Source organism: Mycolicibacterium arenosum (genome assembly GCF_024320865.1).
In the GTDB taxonomy this organism is placed as follows: Bacteria; Actinomycetota; Actinomycetes; order Mycobacteriales; family Mycobacteriaceae; genus Mycobacterium; species Mycobacterium arenosum.
Genome location: NZ_JANDBD010000007.1, coordinates 99,835 through 115,606, shown reverse-complemented (window position 1 = coordinate 115,606; position 15,772 = coordinate 99,835). Strand labels below are relative to the sequence as shown.

The 15,772-nt window shown below is 67.4% G+C and carries 10 protein-coding genes and 1 pseudogene; 5 read left to right on the top strand and 6 right to left on the bottom strand.

Annotation, left to right across the window (positions count from 1 at the left end):
* Window positions 1–23: 23 nt before the first annotated feature.
* Complete coding sequence (locus NM203_RS17710; protein ID WP_255061362.1) at window positions 24–2,276, bottom strand: MMPL family transporter; 2,253 nt, start codon at window positions 2,274–2,276, stop codon at window positions 24–26.
* A gap of 305 nt (window positions 2,277–2,581) precedes the next feature.
* On the opposite strand from NM203_RS17710, the gene NM203_RS17705 reads away from it, so the two are divergent.
* Window positions 2,582–5,758 carry an adenylate/guanylate cyclase domain-containing protein gene (locus tag NM203_RS17705; RefSeq protein ID WP_255061361.1) on the top strand — a complete coding sequence of 1,059 codons (3,177 nt, stop codon included), beginning with the start codon at window positions 2,582–2,584 and terminating at the stop codon, window positions 5,756–5,758.
* Here the strand turns inward: NM203_RS17705 and NM203_RS17700 are convergent.
* A complete protein-coding gene (locus tag NM203_RS17700) occupies window positions 5,755–8,367 on the bottom strand; it encodes a helix-turn-helix transcriptional regulator (protein ID WP_255061360.1) in 2,613 nt (870 codons plus the stop codon). The genes NM203_RS17705 and NM203_RS17700 overlap by 4 nt on opposite strands.
* A 255-nt stretch (window positions 8,368–8,622) precedes the next feature.
* Here NM203_RS17700 and NM203_RS17695 point away from each other — a divergent pair, with 255 nt between their 5' ends.
* The gene (locus NM203_RS17695) at window positions 8,623–9,705 is read left to right on the top strand and encodes an FAD-binding domain-containing protein (protein ID WP_255061357.1); all 1,083 of its coding nucleotides are present in this window, start codon (window positions 8,623–8,625) and stop codon (window positions 9,703–9,705) included.
* Window positions 9,706–9,787: 82 nt separating this feature from the next.
* Here NM203_RS17695 and NM203_RS17690 read toward each other — a convergent pair.
* Window positions 9,788–10,219, bottom strand: a pseudogene (locus tag NM203_RS17690) (MFS transporter); the annotation flags it as partial.
* 91 nt (window positions 10,220–10,310) lie between these two features.
* On the opposite strand from NM203_RS17690, the gene NM203_RS17685 reads away from it, so the two are divergent.
* Genes NM203_RS17685 through NM203_RS17675 form a run of 3 tightly spaced genes read left to right on the top strand, consistent with a single transcriptional unit; the run spans window position 10,311 to window position 12,900 of the window.
* Entirely contained in the window at window positions 10,311–10,568 is a 258-nt protein-coding gene (locus tag NM203_RS17685; protein WP_255061354.1) for a hypothetical protein, read from the top strand.
* The gene (locus NM203_RS33340; protein WP_255061353.1) at window positions 10,565–12,577 is read left to right on the top strand and encodes an RNase A-like domain-containing protein; all 2,013 of its coding nucleotides are present in this window, start codon (window positions 10,565–10,567) and stop codon (window positions 12,575–12,577) included. Before NM203_RS17685 ends, NM203_RS33340 begins: the two co-directional genes overlap by 4 nt.
* Window positions 12,574–12,900, top strand: coding sequence for a contact-dependent growth inhibition system immunity protein (locus NM203_RS17675; protein ID WP_255061352.1), 327 nt, complete (start codon window positions 12,574–12,576; stop codon window positions 12,898–12,900). Before NM203_RS33340 ends, NM203_RS17675 begins: the two co-directional genes overlap by 4 nt.
* Here NM203_RS17675 and NM203_RS17670 read toward each other — a convergent pair.
* The 3 genes from NM203_RS17670 to NM203_RS17660 all read right to left on the bottom strand — a co-directional run bounded on the left by NM203_RS17670 (window position 12,897) and on the right by NM203_RS17660 (window position 15,766).
* On the bottom strand, window positions 12,897–13,676 hold the full coding sequence (locus tag NM203_RS17670) for a hypothetical protein (RefSeq protein WP_255061351.1): 780 nt from the start codon (window positions 13,674–13,676) through the stop codon (window positions 12,897–12,899). The two genes, NM203_RS17675 and NM203_RS17670, sit on opposite strands and share 4 nt — an antisense overlap.
* Before the next feature lie 27 nt (window positions 13,677–13,703).
* Entirely contained in the window at window positions 13,704–13,913 is a 210-nt protein-coding gene (locus NM203_RS17665; RefSeq protein WP_255061350.1) for a hypothetical protein, read from the bottom strand.
* A gap of 254 nt (window positions 13,914–14,167) precedes the next feature.
* Entirely contained in the window at window positions 14,168–15,766 is a 1,599-nt protein-coding gene (locus tag NM203_RS17660) for an MFS transporter (protein WP_255061349.1), read from the bottom strand.
* Window positions 15,767–15,772: the final 6 nt, after the last annotated feature.

Here is a 15,772-nt window from a genome sequence, read left to right as displayed (position 1 = left end):
CATCGCCTGATCGGGATCGCATGTCAGTTCACCGCCGATTGCGCTGTCAACTGGCGAACGGTCAGTTGCTGCGGACTACGGGCCCCGCTCACGAGAAGATGCGCGGGAGGCCGCTGGAGGCCTAGCCAATGAGGCGCCCACCAATTCGCGCGACCCATGAGCCGCATCGCGGCGGGCATGAGTACGGCGCGAATGAGCGTCGCGTCGAACAGGATCGCCAGCGTCAACCCGACCCCCAGCAACTTGACGAACGACACCGACGACGTGGCCATGGCGATGAACACGACCGACATGATCAACGCCGCCGCGGTGACGACGGGGCCTACGCGCTGCAGCCCGGACATCACCGCGAGGTTGGTGTCGCCGTGCGCGCGATACTCCTCGGTGATACGCGACAACAGGAACACTTCGTAGTCCATGGACAGTCCGAACACCAGGCAGATGATGAGAATCGGCACCGGTGCAGGCAGCGTTCCGGTGACGGCGAAATCTCCGACCAGCCACTTGAGGTGGCCCTCCTGAAAGATGAACACCATCGCACCGAGAGTCGCAGACAGGCTGACTGCGTTGAGCAGCAACGCCTTGATCGGTAGAACGACGCTTCGGGTGAACGCGAACAGCACGCTGAACATCGCCAACACCATCAGTGCCGCGGCTAACGGGACTCGTTCGAACAGAGCATCTTTGGTATCGACGCTTTCTGCAGTGAGTCCGCCGACGTGCACGGTGCCTGGAGCCGGTGCTCTGCGTACCTGGTCGAGCAGCTGGTTGGCCGCGTCGCTGTAGGGATCGACGTCTGGGATCACTCGTAGATAGGCGCCGTTCGCGTCGGGCACTGGCTTTTCGCCCATCCGTTGCCCGTCGACATAGCTCGCCAGTCCCAGCTTTACCGCCACGACGTGCGGCAATCGTGACAGCGCGCCGGCATAGCCGTCCAGCTGCTCGGCACTCGCCGAATTCTCGAGGAGCACATCCATCGCCGCGGTCGCCTGTGCCGGGAACTCGGAGCGGATCACGTCGCCGACACTTCGGCTTTCGATCGTCGTCGGCAGCGACCGGTCGTCGGGAAAGTTCAAGCGGATGTTGCCGAACGGTGCCGCAAGCAGCAGAGCAAGGAGCAGAACTGCGCCCCCCATCACGACCGGTCTCCGCATGACCAGTCGTGAACTGCGGAACCAGAACCCGTCCTGCTCCGCCCGCGCTTCGTCCGGTGCGCGGCGCCCGAACAGCTGCGGAATCAGCCGGCGCACGTTGAGTGCGTCGATACGGGACCCCAGAAGTCGCAACGTGGCGGGCATGACGACGAGCGCGCACACCGTCGCGAGCAGCACCACGCCGACACACGCGTAGGCGATCGAACGCAGGAACATCATGGGGAAGGCAAGCAGCGCCAGCACCGACAACGTCACCGTGGTGGCGGAGAATACGACCGTGCGGCCGGCGGTTCGAACCGACTCGATGATGGCGTCGTCGAGGGACTGAGCCCGAGTCCGCTCCTCCCGGAACCTGGTCAGCACCAGGAGGCTGTAGTCGATGGCCAGAGCCAGACCGACGATCGTCGTCACGTTGAGTGCATAGTTGGACACCGGGGTGACATCCGACAACAAGGCCAGCAGGCCGAGTGAACCCGCGATCGACAGCACGCCGATGACGAGCGGCAAGCCGGCGGCCACCAGACTGCCGAACACCAGTGTCATCAGCACGAGGATTACCGGCAACGCGATCGCCTCACTGATCGCCAAGTCGTGGTTGAGCTGATCGGTCACATCGTTGTAGCTGACCGCCTCCCCGCCGAGTTGCAGCTTCAGTGGACCGCGCTCGGTGCCACGGTAGCTCGCGGTGAGATCTCTTGCCGATGCGGCGAACTCGCGCTCATCACCTTCGACGTGCGCCACGATCATCGCCCTCGTCCCGTCATCGCTACGCAGCAGTTCGGACCGGGCGGGCCCCCAGTACGAGCTGACCGTGTCGATACCGGGCGTGGCGGCGAGCTCTCGAGTGAGAGCCTCGCCGGCGGCGACCGCAACGGGGTCGTCGACTGACCCGCCGTCGGTGTGGGTCGCGAGGATCACCAGATTGGGTTTACCGACGTGAAACCGCTGCTCTAGCATGGCAGCTGCGCGCTGCGACTCGGACGAAACGCTGTAGAAGCCGCCCCCTGACAGCCGCTCGGTGATCCCCGACCCGTACGCGAGCGCGGCAACCGCGAGTACCAGGGTCGCGGCGAGCACCGTCTTGGGCCGGGCCACGGCCAGTCGTGCAAGCCGGTCTAGCATCGTGCCTTCTCCTGCGTCGACGGGTACGGCGATGGTGACTCTGATGGTTCGGCCCTGGAGTGTTGCTGTTGTGACAGGTAGATGATCAGTCGCGCTCGGTGCTTCGAGTGCGGTAGCACCCCACTGCAATCTCGCCCGGTTTCGGCCCGCCCTACTGAGCCGAACGAGCATCACCGACATCGCCCGGTGGTGGAATGCGGCATTGAACGGCCGTTACTCGACGTCGGAGTCCTTTAATGTGGATGCCGCAGGATCAACGCGAGCCCGTTGGCATCGTTCAACGGGCACATCGATCGGTGGTGGCGATGACGGCGGCCATGTGTGAGTCCTGCGGGTCCGACCTTCGCCAAGGGGCGCGATTCTGCGACAGGTGCGGCTCGTCGACCCTGGCGGTGCGACACGACGCCGACTACAGGCAGGTGACGGTGCTCTTCGCCGACGTCGTGCGGTCGATGCAGATCGCGTCCTCGGTGGACATCGAGCGGATGCGCGAGATCCTGACCGACGTCCTGGAGAGCGCGGCGGCGGTGGTCCGCCGCTACGGCGGAACCGTTCAGGGTACCGGCGACGGGGTGATGGCGATCTTCGGTGCACCCGTCGCGCACGAGGATCATGCGCTGCGAGGATGCCTTGCAGCCCTGGCTATTCAGGACGAATCGCGTCGGCTGGCGGCCGACGTCGCGCGCCGTGATCACATCGAGCTCCGTTTGCGGGTGGGCCTCGACTCGGGTTTGGTGATCGCCGGCGAACTGGGCTCGGGAGTCCTCGGCTACGCCGCGACGGGACGCCACGTCGGATGGGCGCAGCGGATGGAATCCGTTGCCCCGCCTGGAGAGGTGGTCCTGTCGGAGTCGACGGTGCACTTGGTGGAGCACCTCGTCGTGCTCGCCGAGCCGGAGTGGGCGCGCGTCAAGGGCGTCGACGACCCCGTGCGCGTTCGGCGCCTCTTGGCAATCGGCCATCGACGTGGATCGCCCGGAAGCACGGAGTCGACACTGGTTGGTCGGCACGCGGAGATGGCGGCACTCGTCGCCATGGTGGGTCGTGCCGGCGGCGGCCGCGGCGGCGTAGTGAGCGTCGTCGGGCCGCCGGGTATCGGCAAGAGTCGGGCGGCGCGCGACACCGCCGCGATGGCGGCCGGTCGAGGGATCGAGGTCGTGTGGACCTTCTGCGAATCCCATGCCCGTGAGGTGCCCTTCCACGCCGTGACGAATCTGGTGCGGGCGCTGACTCGCATCGCCGACGGCGACGACGCACGCGCGCGCACCCTTGTGCGGGAGAAGTTCCGCGACGGCGATGCGGACGACGTGCGATTGCTCGACGATCTCCTGGGCATCGGCGCCGCCGACGCGCCGCTGCCCGAGGTCGAACCGGACGCGCGACGGCGGCGGTTGACCGCGTTGCTGAGCTCAGCGCTCGCCACTGACGGTTCGACGCTCCTCATCGTCGAGGACGCACATTGGATCGACTCGGCGAGCGAGTCGATGCTCGCCGAACTCTTCGCCTGCGCGTCGAGTACACCGTCGATCGTGTTGGTCACCTTCCGACCCGAATACACCGGACCGCTGACGCAGATCGCCGACGCGACGACGTTGACGTTCGCGACGCTGAGTGACTCGTCCATCGCCGAATTGCTCGACGAACTCCTCGGAACGGACCCGTCGCTCGTCTCGTTGAAGAGAATCATCACCGAGCGAGCGGCGGGAAACCCGTTCTTCGCCGAGGAGATGGTGCGAGAACTGATGCAGCGCCGCGTACTCGACGGTGAGCGAGGCGCTTGCGTCTGCCTACGGGACGTCGCCGAACTGCGCGTGCCGGCCACTGTGCAGGCGGCGATCGCCGCCCGCATCGACGGCCTGACCGTCCCGGCGAAGCGAATCCTGCAGGCGGCTGCAGTGATCGGATCCCGATTCACCGTGAGCTTGTTGACTGCACTCGGTGTCGAACCGGCATTCGATGAACTCGTGCAGGCGGAGATGGTCGACCGGTTGCACGTCGCGTCGAACGACGAATACGCCTTCCGCCATCCGCTCATTCGTGCCGTGGCCTATGAGTCGCAGCTGAGATCCGACCGGGCGAAGTGGCATCGGCGCGTCGCCGCCGCAATCGAGGAACGTGCCACCGGCGGCGTCGATGAGAGCGCGGCGCTCATCGCTCAGCATCTCGAGCGTGCCGGTGAGATTCACGCGGCCTACGGGTGGCACATGCGGGCCGGCGTCTGGTCGAATACGCGTGCCCTCGACGCCGCCCGACTGAGCTGGGAGCGTGCTCGCCGCCTCGCCGACGCGTTGCCCGCCACCGATGACGCGCGGCTGTCGATGCGCATCGCGCCTCGGACGATGTTGTGTGCCACCGATTTTCACGCCCAAGACATCAAGCAGACTCGGGGGCGCTACGCGGAGTTGCGCGAGCTCTGCGAGCAGGCCGGTGACAAGGTCTCGCTGGCTATCGGTATGACGGGTTTGGCCACCGAACTGGCCTACACCGGCCGATCACCGGAGGGATCGACGTTGGCCTCCGAGCAGATGTCGCTGCTCGAGTCGATAGGCCAGCCCGCCCTGACCATGGCGCTGGCCGTCATCGGCTTCGTCAACTGGGGGGATGCCGGTCGGACCGACGAATTGTTGCGTTGGTCGCATGCCGTCGTCGAACTGGCGGACGGTGATCCCACCAGGGGAGCCGGCTTCGGAGTCGGATCGCCGCTAGCCGCGGCACTCGCGGCGCGCAGTGTTGCGCGGTCGTGGTTGGGCCTGGACGGATGGCGCCAAGACCAGCACGACGCCTTGGCCATGGCGCGGCACCGCGACCCGACGACCGTCGGGTTCGTCGTCGCCTGGACACACGGGCTCGCGATACTCCACGGCATGTTGCAAGCCGATGACGTCGCGGTCCTGGCCGGCGAGGAGGCGGTGCGGATCGCCCGCGATGCGAGCAACGACCATGCGCTGGTCCTGGCCAGTTCCGCGTTGAGCATCGCGCTGATGCACCGGACCTCGACGACCGAGCAGGACCGCGGAGTCGAACAACTCGCGCGGTTGCGCGACACAGTGCTGCGCCAGCACGGCCCCTTCCTCGTACCGATCGCCGACGCGTTCATCGCTCGCGCGACGGCCGAGCGCGGCGACGTCGATGCCGCACTGGGGACGTTGCGGGCGGCCGTCGCGGAACTGCAGGGGGCGGGACGACATTCCGTCGCCGCGGCCAGCATGCTGGTGCAGACGCTCCTCGAGCGCGGCGCTGACGCCGATCTCGTCGAGGCGGAAGAGGCGATCGGCCGTATGACGAGCCGTCACGACGGTTCGGCCGTCGTGGAGATCACCCTGGCGCGGTTGCGCGCACTGCTGGCCGGGGCGCGCGACGATGCGGGGACCTACCGAGACGCGGCGGCGCACTACTACGCATTGGCCGATTCGCTCGACTTCGAGGGGCATCTCTCATGGGCGCGGGACATGATGAACGACGCCGCTCGACGAATTTTCTAGCGAGTCGCCGTGCGTTGCCGCAGCAGTGCGCCCAGCTCGTCGCGGCTGGTGCTGCCGGCTTTCTTCATCGCCCGAAACACATGGCTCTCGACCGTGCGCACTGACAGCGTCAGCCGCTCGGCGATGGCGCGGTTCGTTAGGCCCTCGCCGATGAGCATCGCGATCTCGATCTCGCGATCGGTCAATGGCAACGATTCACTGGCCTGGCGTAGCGCCGGCGTCGAAACTCCGCAACGCTCCGCGAGCGCGTCCGCCCGCGTCGACCACGTGAGGGCCGACCCGCGCCTGTCCTGACTGCGGTAGGCGAGCGCGGTGTGAGCGGCGGCGTCGATGGCGGCGACCAGATCGTCCATCCGCTCGAATTCCTGCGACGCGGTCGCAAGTCCCTCGGCATCCCCGACGGCAAGGGCCGCCGCGAACCGTGCTGCCACCGCGACCCGCGGACCTTCGACCACGGCTGTCAGCTCCAGCAACCGCGCTGCCGCGGTACGGTCGCCGAATTGCACGGCGAGCTGCAGGCAGAACACCTCCGCCGCGAACCTCCCTGTAGCCCGTGCCTTTTCGGCCTCTGCCAACAGAACGGCGCGCGCCTCGGTGACGGCACCCTCGGCCGCCGCAACCCAGGCTCGCGCGAGGCCTCGTTCGTAATCCAGCGATCGGAACCCGCGGTTCACCCTGCCGAGCGCGGCCAGAGCGGTCGCGGCCTCGGTGGTCATCCCGACCGCGGCGAGCGCGGTCACGTAGGGAAATCCGTAGCGGTAACCCCAGCCGATCGGGTGCATGGCCAGCAACGACTCTGCCGCCTGCCGCAGCAGTGGGAGCGCTACGCGCAGATCGCCGGCGGCGAGCGCGGCCCGACCGGCCACCGCGTCGCCCAGCAGGTGCGCGGCCCCTGGAAGGTTCCTCGACTGGTCGCGTACGCGAACGGCGACCTCTCGGGCCTCGCTGATGCGCCCGGCGAGCAGCAGCGCCCCTACTTCGGCGTCGGCGATGTTGAACCTGGTGTGCGGTGCGTCGAGCGAACGCGTCGCCGCGGCGTAGCCGGCGTGCGCGGCCGAGATGGCGCGCGTCGTGCGGCCCGCGTCGGCCGACATCTGCGCCACCGCCCACGCAACCTCCGCGCCCACCACGGGAAGGTCGTTCGGGACGAGGTGTTCGGCGGCCTCGAGTGCCGCCGCCGGCTGATCCACCGCGAACCAGTACACGCTGTGGAACGCGTCGATGTACATGCGCGCGTCTCGGGGTGTCCGACGAGATGCGTCGTCGGCGAGCGCCTTGGCGCGCGCCGGATCACCCAGTGCCCACAGCATGTTGCTGCACTGCAGAAAGGTGAACCTGGCGCGATCGTGGTCGGTCAGGTCATCGTAGGGGACGGCTGCCAGCACCGCGGCAGCGTCCTCCCCGCGGCCCAGCCACGAAAGAGCATGCGCGCGAACCAGGCTCGGCTCGGGTCCGGCTCCCGCCGCGCTGGCCGCTTGGGCGAGCTGATCGGCGAGGGACAGGTCTCCCAGCCACACCGCGCCGCGCGCCGCGTCGACCAGCAGCTGGGGGTCGGGTGCCAGATCGCAGTCGAGGCTCAGCGCGCCGCGACGCACCACGTTGCGCACATCGTCACCGTCGACGTTCGCTCCGAGTTCCGTGACGACCCGTCCGCGCAGTCGCCGCAACCGGGTCCGCGGCGCGAGCGTGCGGCGTGACTCCCCGTAGAGGGGATGCGCCAAGCGCACCTCGACGCCGTTGCCCGCCGGGTGGAGCGTTATCAGCCCGCGGGTCTCCGCCTCTTCGATCGCCTCGGCCTCGGTGAGCCGCGACAGCGTCGCAAGCTCGATGGGTTCCCCGACCGCGAGCGTGTCGACGACGTCTGCGAGCCGCTCGGGCAGTGCGCCGACACGGCACTCGATGAGCTCGACCAGACCTGGCGGCAGGATCGGGTCGCCGATCCATCGCCAGCATCCGTGTTGCTCCACGATCCGGCCGTCGGTGACCTCCTGCTCCACGATGTTCTGCAGGTACAGCGTGTTGCCACGCGTCAACTGCCACAGCCGGAGCGCAGAGTCACCGTCGAACGGGCCTCCGAGCGTCGCCTCCAGCAACGTGCGCGTGTCGTCCAAGGACAGTTCCCGTAGTTCGAGCCGCTCGATGGCGCCGGACCGCCAGATCTCCCTGGTCGCCTCGCCGACGAGCACGTCGTCGCGAACGGTGAGCAGTACGGTTGCCGATCGGCGCAGTACGATCTGGTGCACGACGAAGGTGGACAGATCGTCGAGCAGATGCGCGTCGTCTACGGCGAGAACCGCCTTCGCGGCCGGCGGCGCGCTGGTCAGCGCCTCGATGACGCCGCGAACCAACCCGACGGTGTCGGTTACGCCCGAAGGCGCCCACGCTGTGAAGGCGCCGAGTGGCACATTGCGCGCCGACGAGGTGCCCGCCGCGGTGCGGGTCGCGCATCCCGTCGCCGCGGCGGCCGTCAGCGCCTCGCGGGCGAGTCGGCTCTTCCCGACGCCCTCCGGCCCTCGGATGAGAGCACCGGACGCGTCGACGCCTGAGATCACAGCGGCCAACGTGCGCAGTTCCCCCTGCCTGCCTATTAACGGCCACGACAATCGCATGTGACGAGCCTAGGAGCCGGAGACTCGAAATCCAGCGATTTGGACTCGTCGCCCAATCCAGGGTGGCCGAGCGCGTTACGTGCCGGGACGTTCACCAGCCCACTACTCCGTCCAGCCCGTGTCTCCCAGCGAAGGTGTGGTCCAGACGTTCGGGCCGGGGCAGGTCGCCGAGTGCCGAGCGGTACTCGCGCACAACGAGCTCCCACCAATTCCCGCAACTCCGGCCTGTCCGACCCCGCGGCTAACCTCGGCGGGGTGGAGTCGTTCGCGGTGTCTCGCCAGGATGTGCTCGATCAGGTGTCGCGGATCAACGCCGGGCGGTATGCCAGGACGCGCAACTTCACCGACGGCGGCACTCGGATCTCGCCCTACCTCACGCGCGGGCTGGTCACACTGCCCGAGATCCGGGATCAGATCCTCGCTCGGCACACCCCCAGCCAGGCCTACAAGTTCGTCTTCGAGTTGACGTGGCGCGAGTACTGGCAGCGCGAGTGGACGTTCCTCGGTGACCGCATCTTCAGCGACGTGAAGCGCGAGCAGCATCCTGTCAGTTCACGGCGAATCCCTCGGGCCGTCCTTGACGCCGAGACCGGAGTCGATGCGTTCGACACCGCCATCCACGGTCTCTACGACACCGGCTACATGCACAACCACGAACGAATGTGGTTGGCGGGGTTGATATGCAACCTCGGCCGCACCCACTGGTGGGAGCCCGCCCGGTGGCTCTACTACCACCTGCTCGACGGTGATCCCGCCAGTAACAGCCTGTCCTGGCAGTGGGTGGCGGGCACCAACAGCCACAAGAAGTACGTACCGGCCCAGCAGAACATCAACAAGTACTCACCGCTGCGGCAGCACGGCACCATCATCGATCACGGTTACGGTGTGCTCGCCGAGATGGCGGTGCCCGACCTCCTCGCCGAGCGCGCAGACCTCGACCTGCAGTGGTCGCCGCCGCCGAGCGACGACCCGTCGATCGATCCGGCGAAACCAACGCTGCTCTACCACTCGTTCTGGCTGAACACGGCGTGGCGCGACAACGTCGACGCGAACAGGATCGTCCTACTGGAGCCGAGCTGGTTCGCTCGCTTCCCGGTCTCGCCGATGGTTACCGACTACCTACTGCGCTGCGCACGGGAGATTCCGGGCGCCCGCGTGGTTGTCGCCGATTTCGACGATCTCGACCTCGGGCAGGACGTGACGTTCATGGGCCACCCGTCGGTGTCGCATTGGCGGGGTACCGCCGACGAGATGCCGCTCATGTTCCCCGACGTGCCGAAGAAGTCCTACGCCTCGTTCACCAGTTTCTGGAAGCAGTGCGAGAAGACGTCGCGGTGACGGTGCCGCGCAGTCACCCCACGTCCCGCACCGCCAGGTAGTGCTCCGACACCGCCTCACCGTCGACGAAGCGCTCCACGGCTTCTTCGACGAGCGTCGGCTCGGGCCAGTGCGCCGAATGCGTCAGGTCCAGATCGCTGGTCTTGGCGTGCAACGGCCACCACGGCGACGACAGGCCGCACACCACCAGCAGCCCCGCGCTCGTCAGCAGGCTGACCGAACTGCTTGTGGCCCCGGCGATCACGCCCCACAGCACCGAGCTCAGCGCCTGCCCGCCCATGAAGGTCAGCTGGTACACCGAGAGCCCGCGAGCACGGACCCACGCGGGCAGGCTCAGCTGCATCGACGCGTTGAGCGTCGACAGCGTCAGCAACCAAGATGCCCCGCCCACCACCAGGGCCGCGAACACCGCGGCGAAGCTCGGCACCAGCGCGACCGCCGCCGTCGCCACCACGGCTCCCGCTCCGAGCGCTCCCAGCAGCAGCCCGAACCCCGACGAGGTCAACCCGAGCCGGCAATCTTGTGTCGATCGGACTGGGAAACGTGAGATAGCGTCAAGGTGATTCAGTTAGCTGGTGGGGATTGGGATGTCTTACGAACTGAACGTGAACACAGACGGCCTGAGGATCGCGGCCGCTAACAGTGATGTCATCGCCGAGGAGTTGGCCACGGCCAACTTCGAAGGTGTCTCGGGCGCCCACCCGAGTCAGGCAGGGGTGGCCGCCGTCCTGGCCGCCACCCGGTTAGTGCGTATCCGTCAATCTCAGCGCATCGGCGGCCAGGCTGACGACCTGTCGGCGTGTAGCGCTTGCTACGACACCACCGACTCCGACGGCGCAGCCACCTTGGTGGTCACCGTGTGAGCGCGGCAGTGCCCTCCGGATCGGGCGGCCCTGCGCCCACCCGCTCCGAGGTCGAAGGCTGGCCAATCCAGCACCTCGACGACGTGGCGGCACATTTGCGTAGGTTGGGCGGCCAGTCCGTCAGGGTCTTCGAGCAGCACCGCCAGAACATCGCGGCCCCCGGCGGCACAACGTGGGAGGGTGACGCGAAGGATGCCGCGCTGGACCGCGCGCTTTCAGACATCGCGGTGGTTCGCTTGCAGAGCGATGTTCAGGCCGAGGCGGCCGCCGTAGCGGAGAACGGTGGCCATGACGTGCGAGCCGCCAAAAGGGCTGCCCTGGAAGCCATCTCCGAAGCCGAGGGCGACGGATTTCGTGTCGGTGAAGATCTGTCGGTCAGCGATACCCGCGAGGTCGACCCGGCCACGATGGCCGCCCGGCGGACCGCTGCGATCGAGCACGCCGAGGATATCCGCTGGACCACCGAGCAGCTCGTTCAAACAGACCGCCTCGTCGGCCGACGGCTCCAGAACAAAGCCGTTGAGCTGGAGGGGATTCGGTTCGACGGCGAGCCCTCGGTGCAACTCGTCGACAACGAGATCGGATTCGGTCCCACAGAGAACACGGCCGAAGTAGGCAAATCCGAGCCGGACAGTAAACCCGGCACAACTCAAGGGCAGATTGGGCCGTTCCCGGTGCCCCGTTCGGTGGAAGAAGCGACGAAGACTCCCTACGCCAAACCCGAGGGAATGGCGCCGGGAGCCGGCAGTGTCGGCGGCGGGCTCGAAGATCTGCTGAATCCCGAAGAAGCCCCGCCGGGTGAGCACGGCGACGAAAAGCCTGGCGGGCTTCCCGAAGTCCTCAGCCCGACTCCGCCGCCGAGCGCACTGGATACGATCTTGGCCCAACACACCGGCAACGGAGAGGCCAAGGACGGGCGCTACACCCGTTCACCCTTGGCCGCCCCAATCGTGGGGGCAGACCCATCGGTGCTCGATCGACAGGCCGTGCGAGTGGACGGTGCCCGCCAAACGCTCGACGCCGCCCAGGCCGAGTTGGACGCTGCTGCGGGGCAGACTTACACGCACGGAGCGGGGGCTGGTCCCGGCCACGACGTCACCGACCCGTTGAGCCACGTTGTGTTCGACGCCCGGCGTGAACTGACTGAGCAGAGCGCGATCCTGGACGATCTCAACCAGGCCGCGGCTGAATCCGGTGGCCAACCCTCGCCAATTCCAGCGCTCCCGGAAAATGTTGACGTGCAGTCGTTCCCGCCGGAACCGTCGACATTCGTCGAGGGCAGCCGCGCGCTGAGCGAAGGGAGCCTCGGTTTCATACCCGATGTGGCCAAGGACATCGATGTGTTCACCAATTGGGGCGAGCACTCCGTGGCCGACCGAACGCAAGCGGTGCTCGACGCCGCGGGGATGGTCCCCCTCCCCGGCGTCAAACCTCTCGCCGAAGGTGTGGACTACGGGCTCGATGCCCTTGCCGGCGTATCTCGCCACTTCGACGACGGCCCGACACCACATGCGCAAGTCGAGGACGTTCCGAGCGGCGGGCACGGCGTCACAGACGTAGTACCGCATCACGCTGCAGATGCACCGGGCACCAATCACGTGGGCGGAGACACCGGTTCCGTTGTGCCGTTCGGAATTGAAGACACTGCCGCACTTCTGACCACGAGCGAAAGCGCCGGTGGGCATCTCCTGGAGCGCCACGTCGCCCAAACTCCCGGCGACCTGGCAGCACGCCTGGAGACAACGCGACTTCAGGAGGTATCGACCTTTACGTCGGCCGACGAGGCGGCCTCGGCTGTCAGCACGGCGCTCCAACGCAATCAAGAGGCTATTGATAACTGGTTGACGAACGGAGCCGTCCGTTACCTTGAACTTGATGCGCCTTTCAGCGGCGGAGCGATACTTGAACGCGGCAGCGCGGAGACCGTTGCAGGTACCGGCGTTAGAGTGGTTCTGAAAGGCGACGGACAGGGCGGCTGGTACGTGCTGACAGGATTCCCCAGACCATGAACGACGGCTCGATCTCGGCAGATATGTACCAGTTCTTTGCCGCATACTTCCACCAGGACTGGGATTTGGAAGCTGATGATTGGCAGGGAGTCGTCGACAGTTACATCAACGCGGATCCCGTCGCTCAGCCGCTACGGACGCTCGCCCAGGAGATCGATGATCTACGCGAGGCCCGTCCGGAAGCGGACCTGAGGCAGTTTCTGGTGCGCACGGTTGGCGTCTACTACAGCCCTGAGCCGCTGACCTATAAGGAATGGCTGAGCCAGATCGCGGAACGGTTGCGTCGGCAAGCTGCCACGATCGACGCCCGCGGGGAGTCCTAGCTGGCTGTAGGTCGACTCGAGGAGCGATGCGGCCGCGCCGGATTCGCCGAGCTTCCATAGCAATACGAGAGATGGCAGTGCATTCCTCGGGTGCGCTTCGCCCTGCGCCGACCGAGCCGGTGCACTGCGCGCCGAGTTCGGCTCGGCCGGTCAGTAGACCGGCGGCCGCAGCCTGAGCAGGTTGGCGGTAGCGGGACCACCCGGTACCGGATGTTGGCATTGATGAGCGCCTGCCGAAGCCGACCGCCCTCGCCCGTGGTGGGCAGCGGTTCGGTGCCGCACCACACCACGTTCTGCACGGTGCCCTCGGCGCGCAGCTGGAAGTCCTTGCTTACTTGCGCGATCTTGAAGTCGACCTTCGCCTTCAGATCCGGCACTCCGGTGTTCCACGGCGTGGTGTTGAACTCGTAGAGCGTGCCGGTCTGTGCGTTGTAGTGATCGGCGATGCGGGCGTCCAACTTGCTTCCGGGCACAAGCTCGAATGTCTTCGCGGTCAAGGGCCCTCCTACGACGGACTCACCGTAGCGGTCGTGGATCCAGGTCGCCCTGGCCTCCTGGGTTGTCGGCGCGTTCTTGGCGGAGTCCTCGGGCAGTGCCGGCGCCTTCTTCGCCGGCGGCACCGGGTTGCACTCCTTAGGTGCGGCGGCGGTGTGCTGCGCCGCGGCGGTGCGCGTTTTGGTGACCTTCGGTGCGCGAGTCGGATCGACCAGCTTCGAGTGCAGCTTCCCGCTGCCGCGCCCCAACGTGATGATGTCGGCGGCGACGACGGTCGCCATCTCCAGCCCCGCCAGGCTCGCGTCGACTTAGTGCCCCGCCGCCCCGAGCGTGTCGCCCTCGGCCTTAGCCGACTTGGCCTTGTCGTCGCCCTTGCCGTCCTTAGTGATGTAGCTGACCGCGATGTCGGACAGGCCCCGCGACAGTCCCTTCATGGCGATCGCCCCCGGCCCCATCATGATGGTGGCGTACCGGTTCACCCGATCGAGCTTGCGGTTGACGTCAGCGAGGCTGGGCATCCGGCCGTCGTCGGCGGGTGTCCCCTGGTCTCGTCACTGACACACTGCGACCGCTGGGTGACCGACGGGCCGTCCGGCGCGGTCGGCGTTGACCCTGCTAAAACCTCAGGAGTCCAGCCTCCACGCCGAACTGGTGGAGGCGATCCTGGGCGAACGTGTTTACCTCGAACAGGTACGGATCGACTGGGCCTGGGCTGAGTCGCGAATGACGAACAGCGTTGAACGGTAGCTTAATCGGTGACGGTGCCGCGCAGTCACCCCACGTCGCGCACCGCCAGGTAGTGCTCCGACACCGCATCGCCGTCGACGAGTCGCTCCACGGCTTCTTCGATCAGCCGGTCCTGTCCGGTGAGGCGGGTGTAGTGCTGGTGCATGTGCTCGCCCCACGACCGCACGACGAACGTCTCCACGAAAGTCGACTCGTGCTCGACGCTGCGGAATACCCGCCACTCCGAGGCCCCGGTGCGCTGTCGGGATCTGCCCTGCACCGCCATCGCCTTCAGGAACGCGTCCTCGTTCTCCGGCGGGACGCGGTAGGCGGTGATCACCAGTACCGGACCGTCCAGCGGTTCGGGTTCGAAGATGAGCGTCGGCTCGGGCCAGTGCGACGACGGCGTCAGGTCCAAATCGCTGGTCTTCGCGTGCAGCGGCCACCACAGCGAGGACAGGCCGCACAGCACCAGTAGGCCGGCGCTCACCAGCAAGCTGGTGGAACTGGTTGTCGCTGCGGCGATCACGCCCCACACCACCGAGCCGAGTGCTTGGCCGCCCATGAAGATCAGCTGGTACACCGACAGTCCGCGGGCGCGCACCCACGCGGGCAGGCTCAGCTGCATCGACGCGTTGAGCGTCGACAGCGTCAGCAGCCACGACGCGCCGCCCACCACCAGGGCGGCGAACACCGCGCTGAACACGGGCACCCGCGCGACCACCACGGTGGCCACCGCGAACCCGAACGCGCCCGTCGTCAGCAGGGCGTTCTGCCCGAAGCGCGCCCGCAGCCGACCCAGCAGGAACGCGCCGGTCACGGCTCCCGCACCGAGCGCGCCGAGCAGCAACCCGTATCCCGACGACGACAACCCCAGGCTGCCGCTCGCGATCACCGGCAGCAGTCCCCAGATCGCGCTGGCCGGGATGATGAACAGCGCCGCCCGCAGCAGGATGCGCCGCACGATCGGCGAGCTGCGGATGAACCGGCCGCCCGCACTCAACGCCGCCAGCGCCCGCTCGGGCGGGTAGCCGCTCTCGACGGCGGGCCGGCGCCACGCGACGAGCACGACCACGATGCCCACGAACGACACGGCGTTGAGCGCGAACACCAGCGTCGGGCCGGAGACCGCCACCAGCACTCCGGCGATCGCCGGGCCGATCGCCCGAGCGCCGTTGATGCTCATGCTGCCCAACGCGGCCGCCGACGGGATCTGTTCGGCGGGAACGAGATCGGGCTGGATCGCCTGCCACGCCGGGGCGGTGAGCGCCTGCCCGCAGCCGATCACGAACAGCAGCGTCAGCAGCACCGCCGGGGTGGTCAGCCCGAAACCGGTCAACGTCGCGAGCAGACCCACGCCCGCGGCCATCGCCCCCTGGGTGGCGATGAGCAGTCGGCGCCGGTCGATCAGATCCGCCAGCACGCCCGAGGGCAGCGCCAGCAGCATCACCGGCAGCGTCGTCGCGGTCTGCACCAGCGGGACCAGGACCGCGGCGCGGGGATCGTCGACCAGCATCCACTGCGCGCCGACGGTCTGCATCCACGTGCCGAGGTTCGAGACGAGTTGCGCGATCCACAGCATGCGGTAGACCGGGGACCGCAGCGGCGCCCACGTCGATACGGCCCGTGTCGATGTCGATGTCATCCGTGG

Excerpts from the sequence above, each read along its gene's own strand:
- NM203_RS17675 (WP_255061352.1), top strand. The coding sequence starts at position 12,574 with ATGAACGACGGCTCGATCTCGGCAGATATGTACCAGTTCTTTGCCGCA.
- NM203_RS17705 (WP_255061361.1), top strand. The coding sequence starts at position 2,582 with ATGACGGCGGCCATGTGTGAGTCCTGCGGGTCCGACCTTCGCCAAGGG.
- NM203_RS17710 (WP_255061362.1), bottom strand. The coding sequence starts at position 2,276 with ATGCTAGACCGGCTTGCACGACTGGCCGTGGCCCGGCCCAAGACGGTG.
- NM203_RS17700 (WP_255061360.1), bottom strand. The coding sequence starts at position 8,367 with ATGCGATTGTCGTGGCCGTTAATAGGCAGGCAGGGGGAACTGCGCACG.
- NM203_RS17660 (WP_255061349.1), bottom strand. The coding sequence starts at position 15,766 with ATGACATCGACATCGACACGGGCCGTATCGACGTGGGCGCCGCTGCGG.
- NM203_RS17665 (WP_255061350.1), bottom strand. The coding sequence starts at position 13,913 with ATGCCCAGCCTCGCTGACGTCAACCGCAAGCTCGATCGGGTGAACCGG.
- NM203_RS17670 (WP_255061351.1), bottom strand. The coding sequence starts at position 13,676 with ATGGCGACCGTCGTCGCCGCCGACATCATCACGTTGGGGCGCGGCAGC.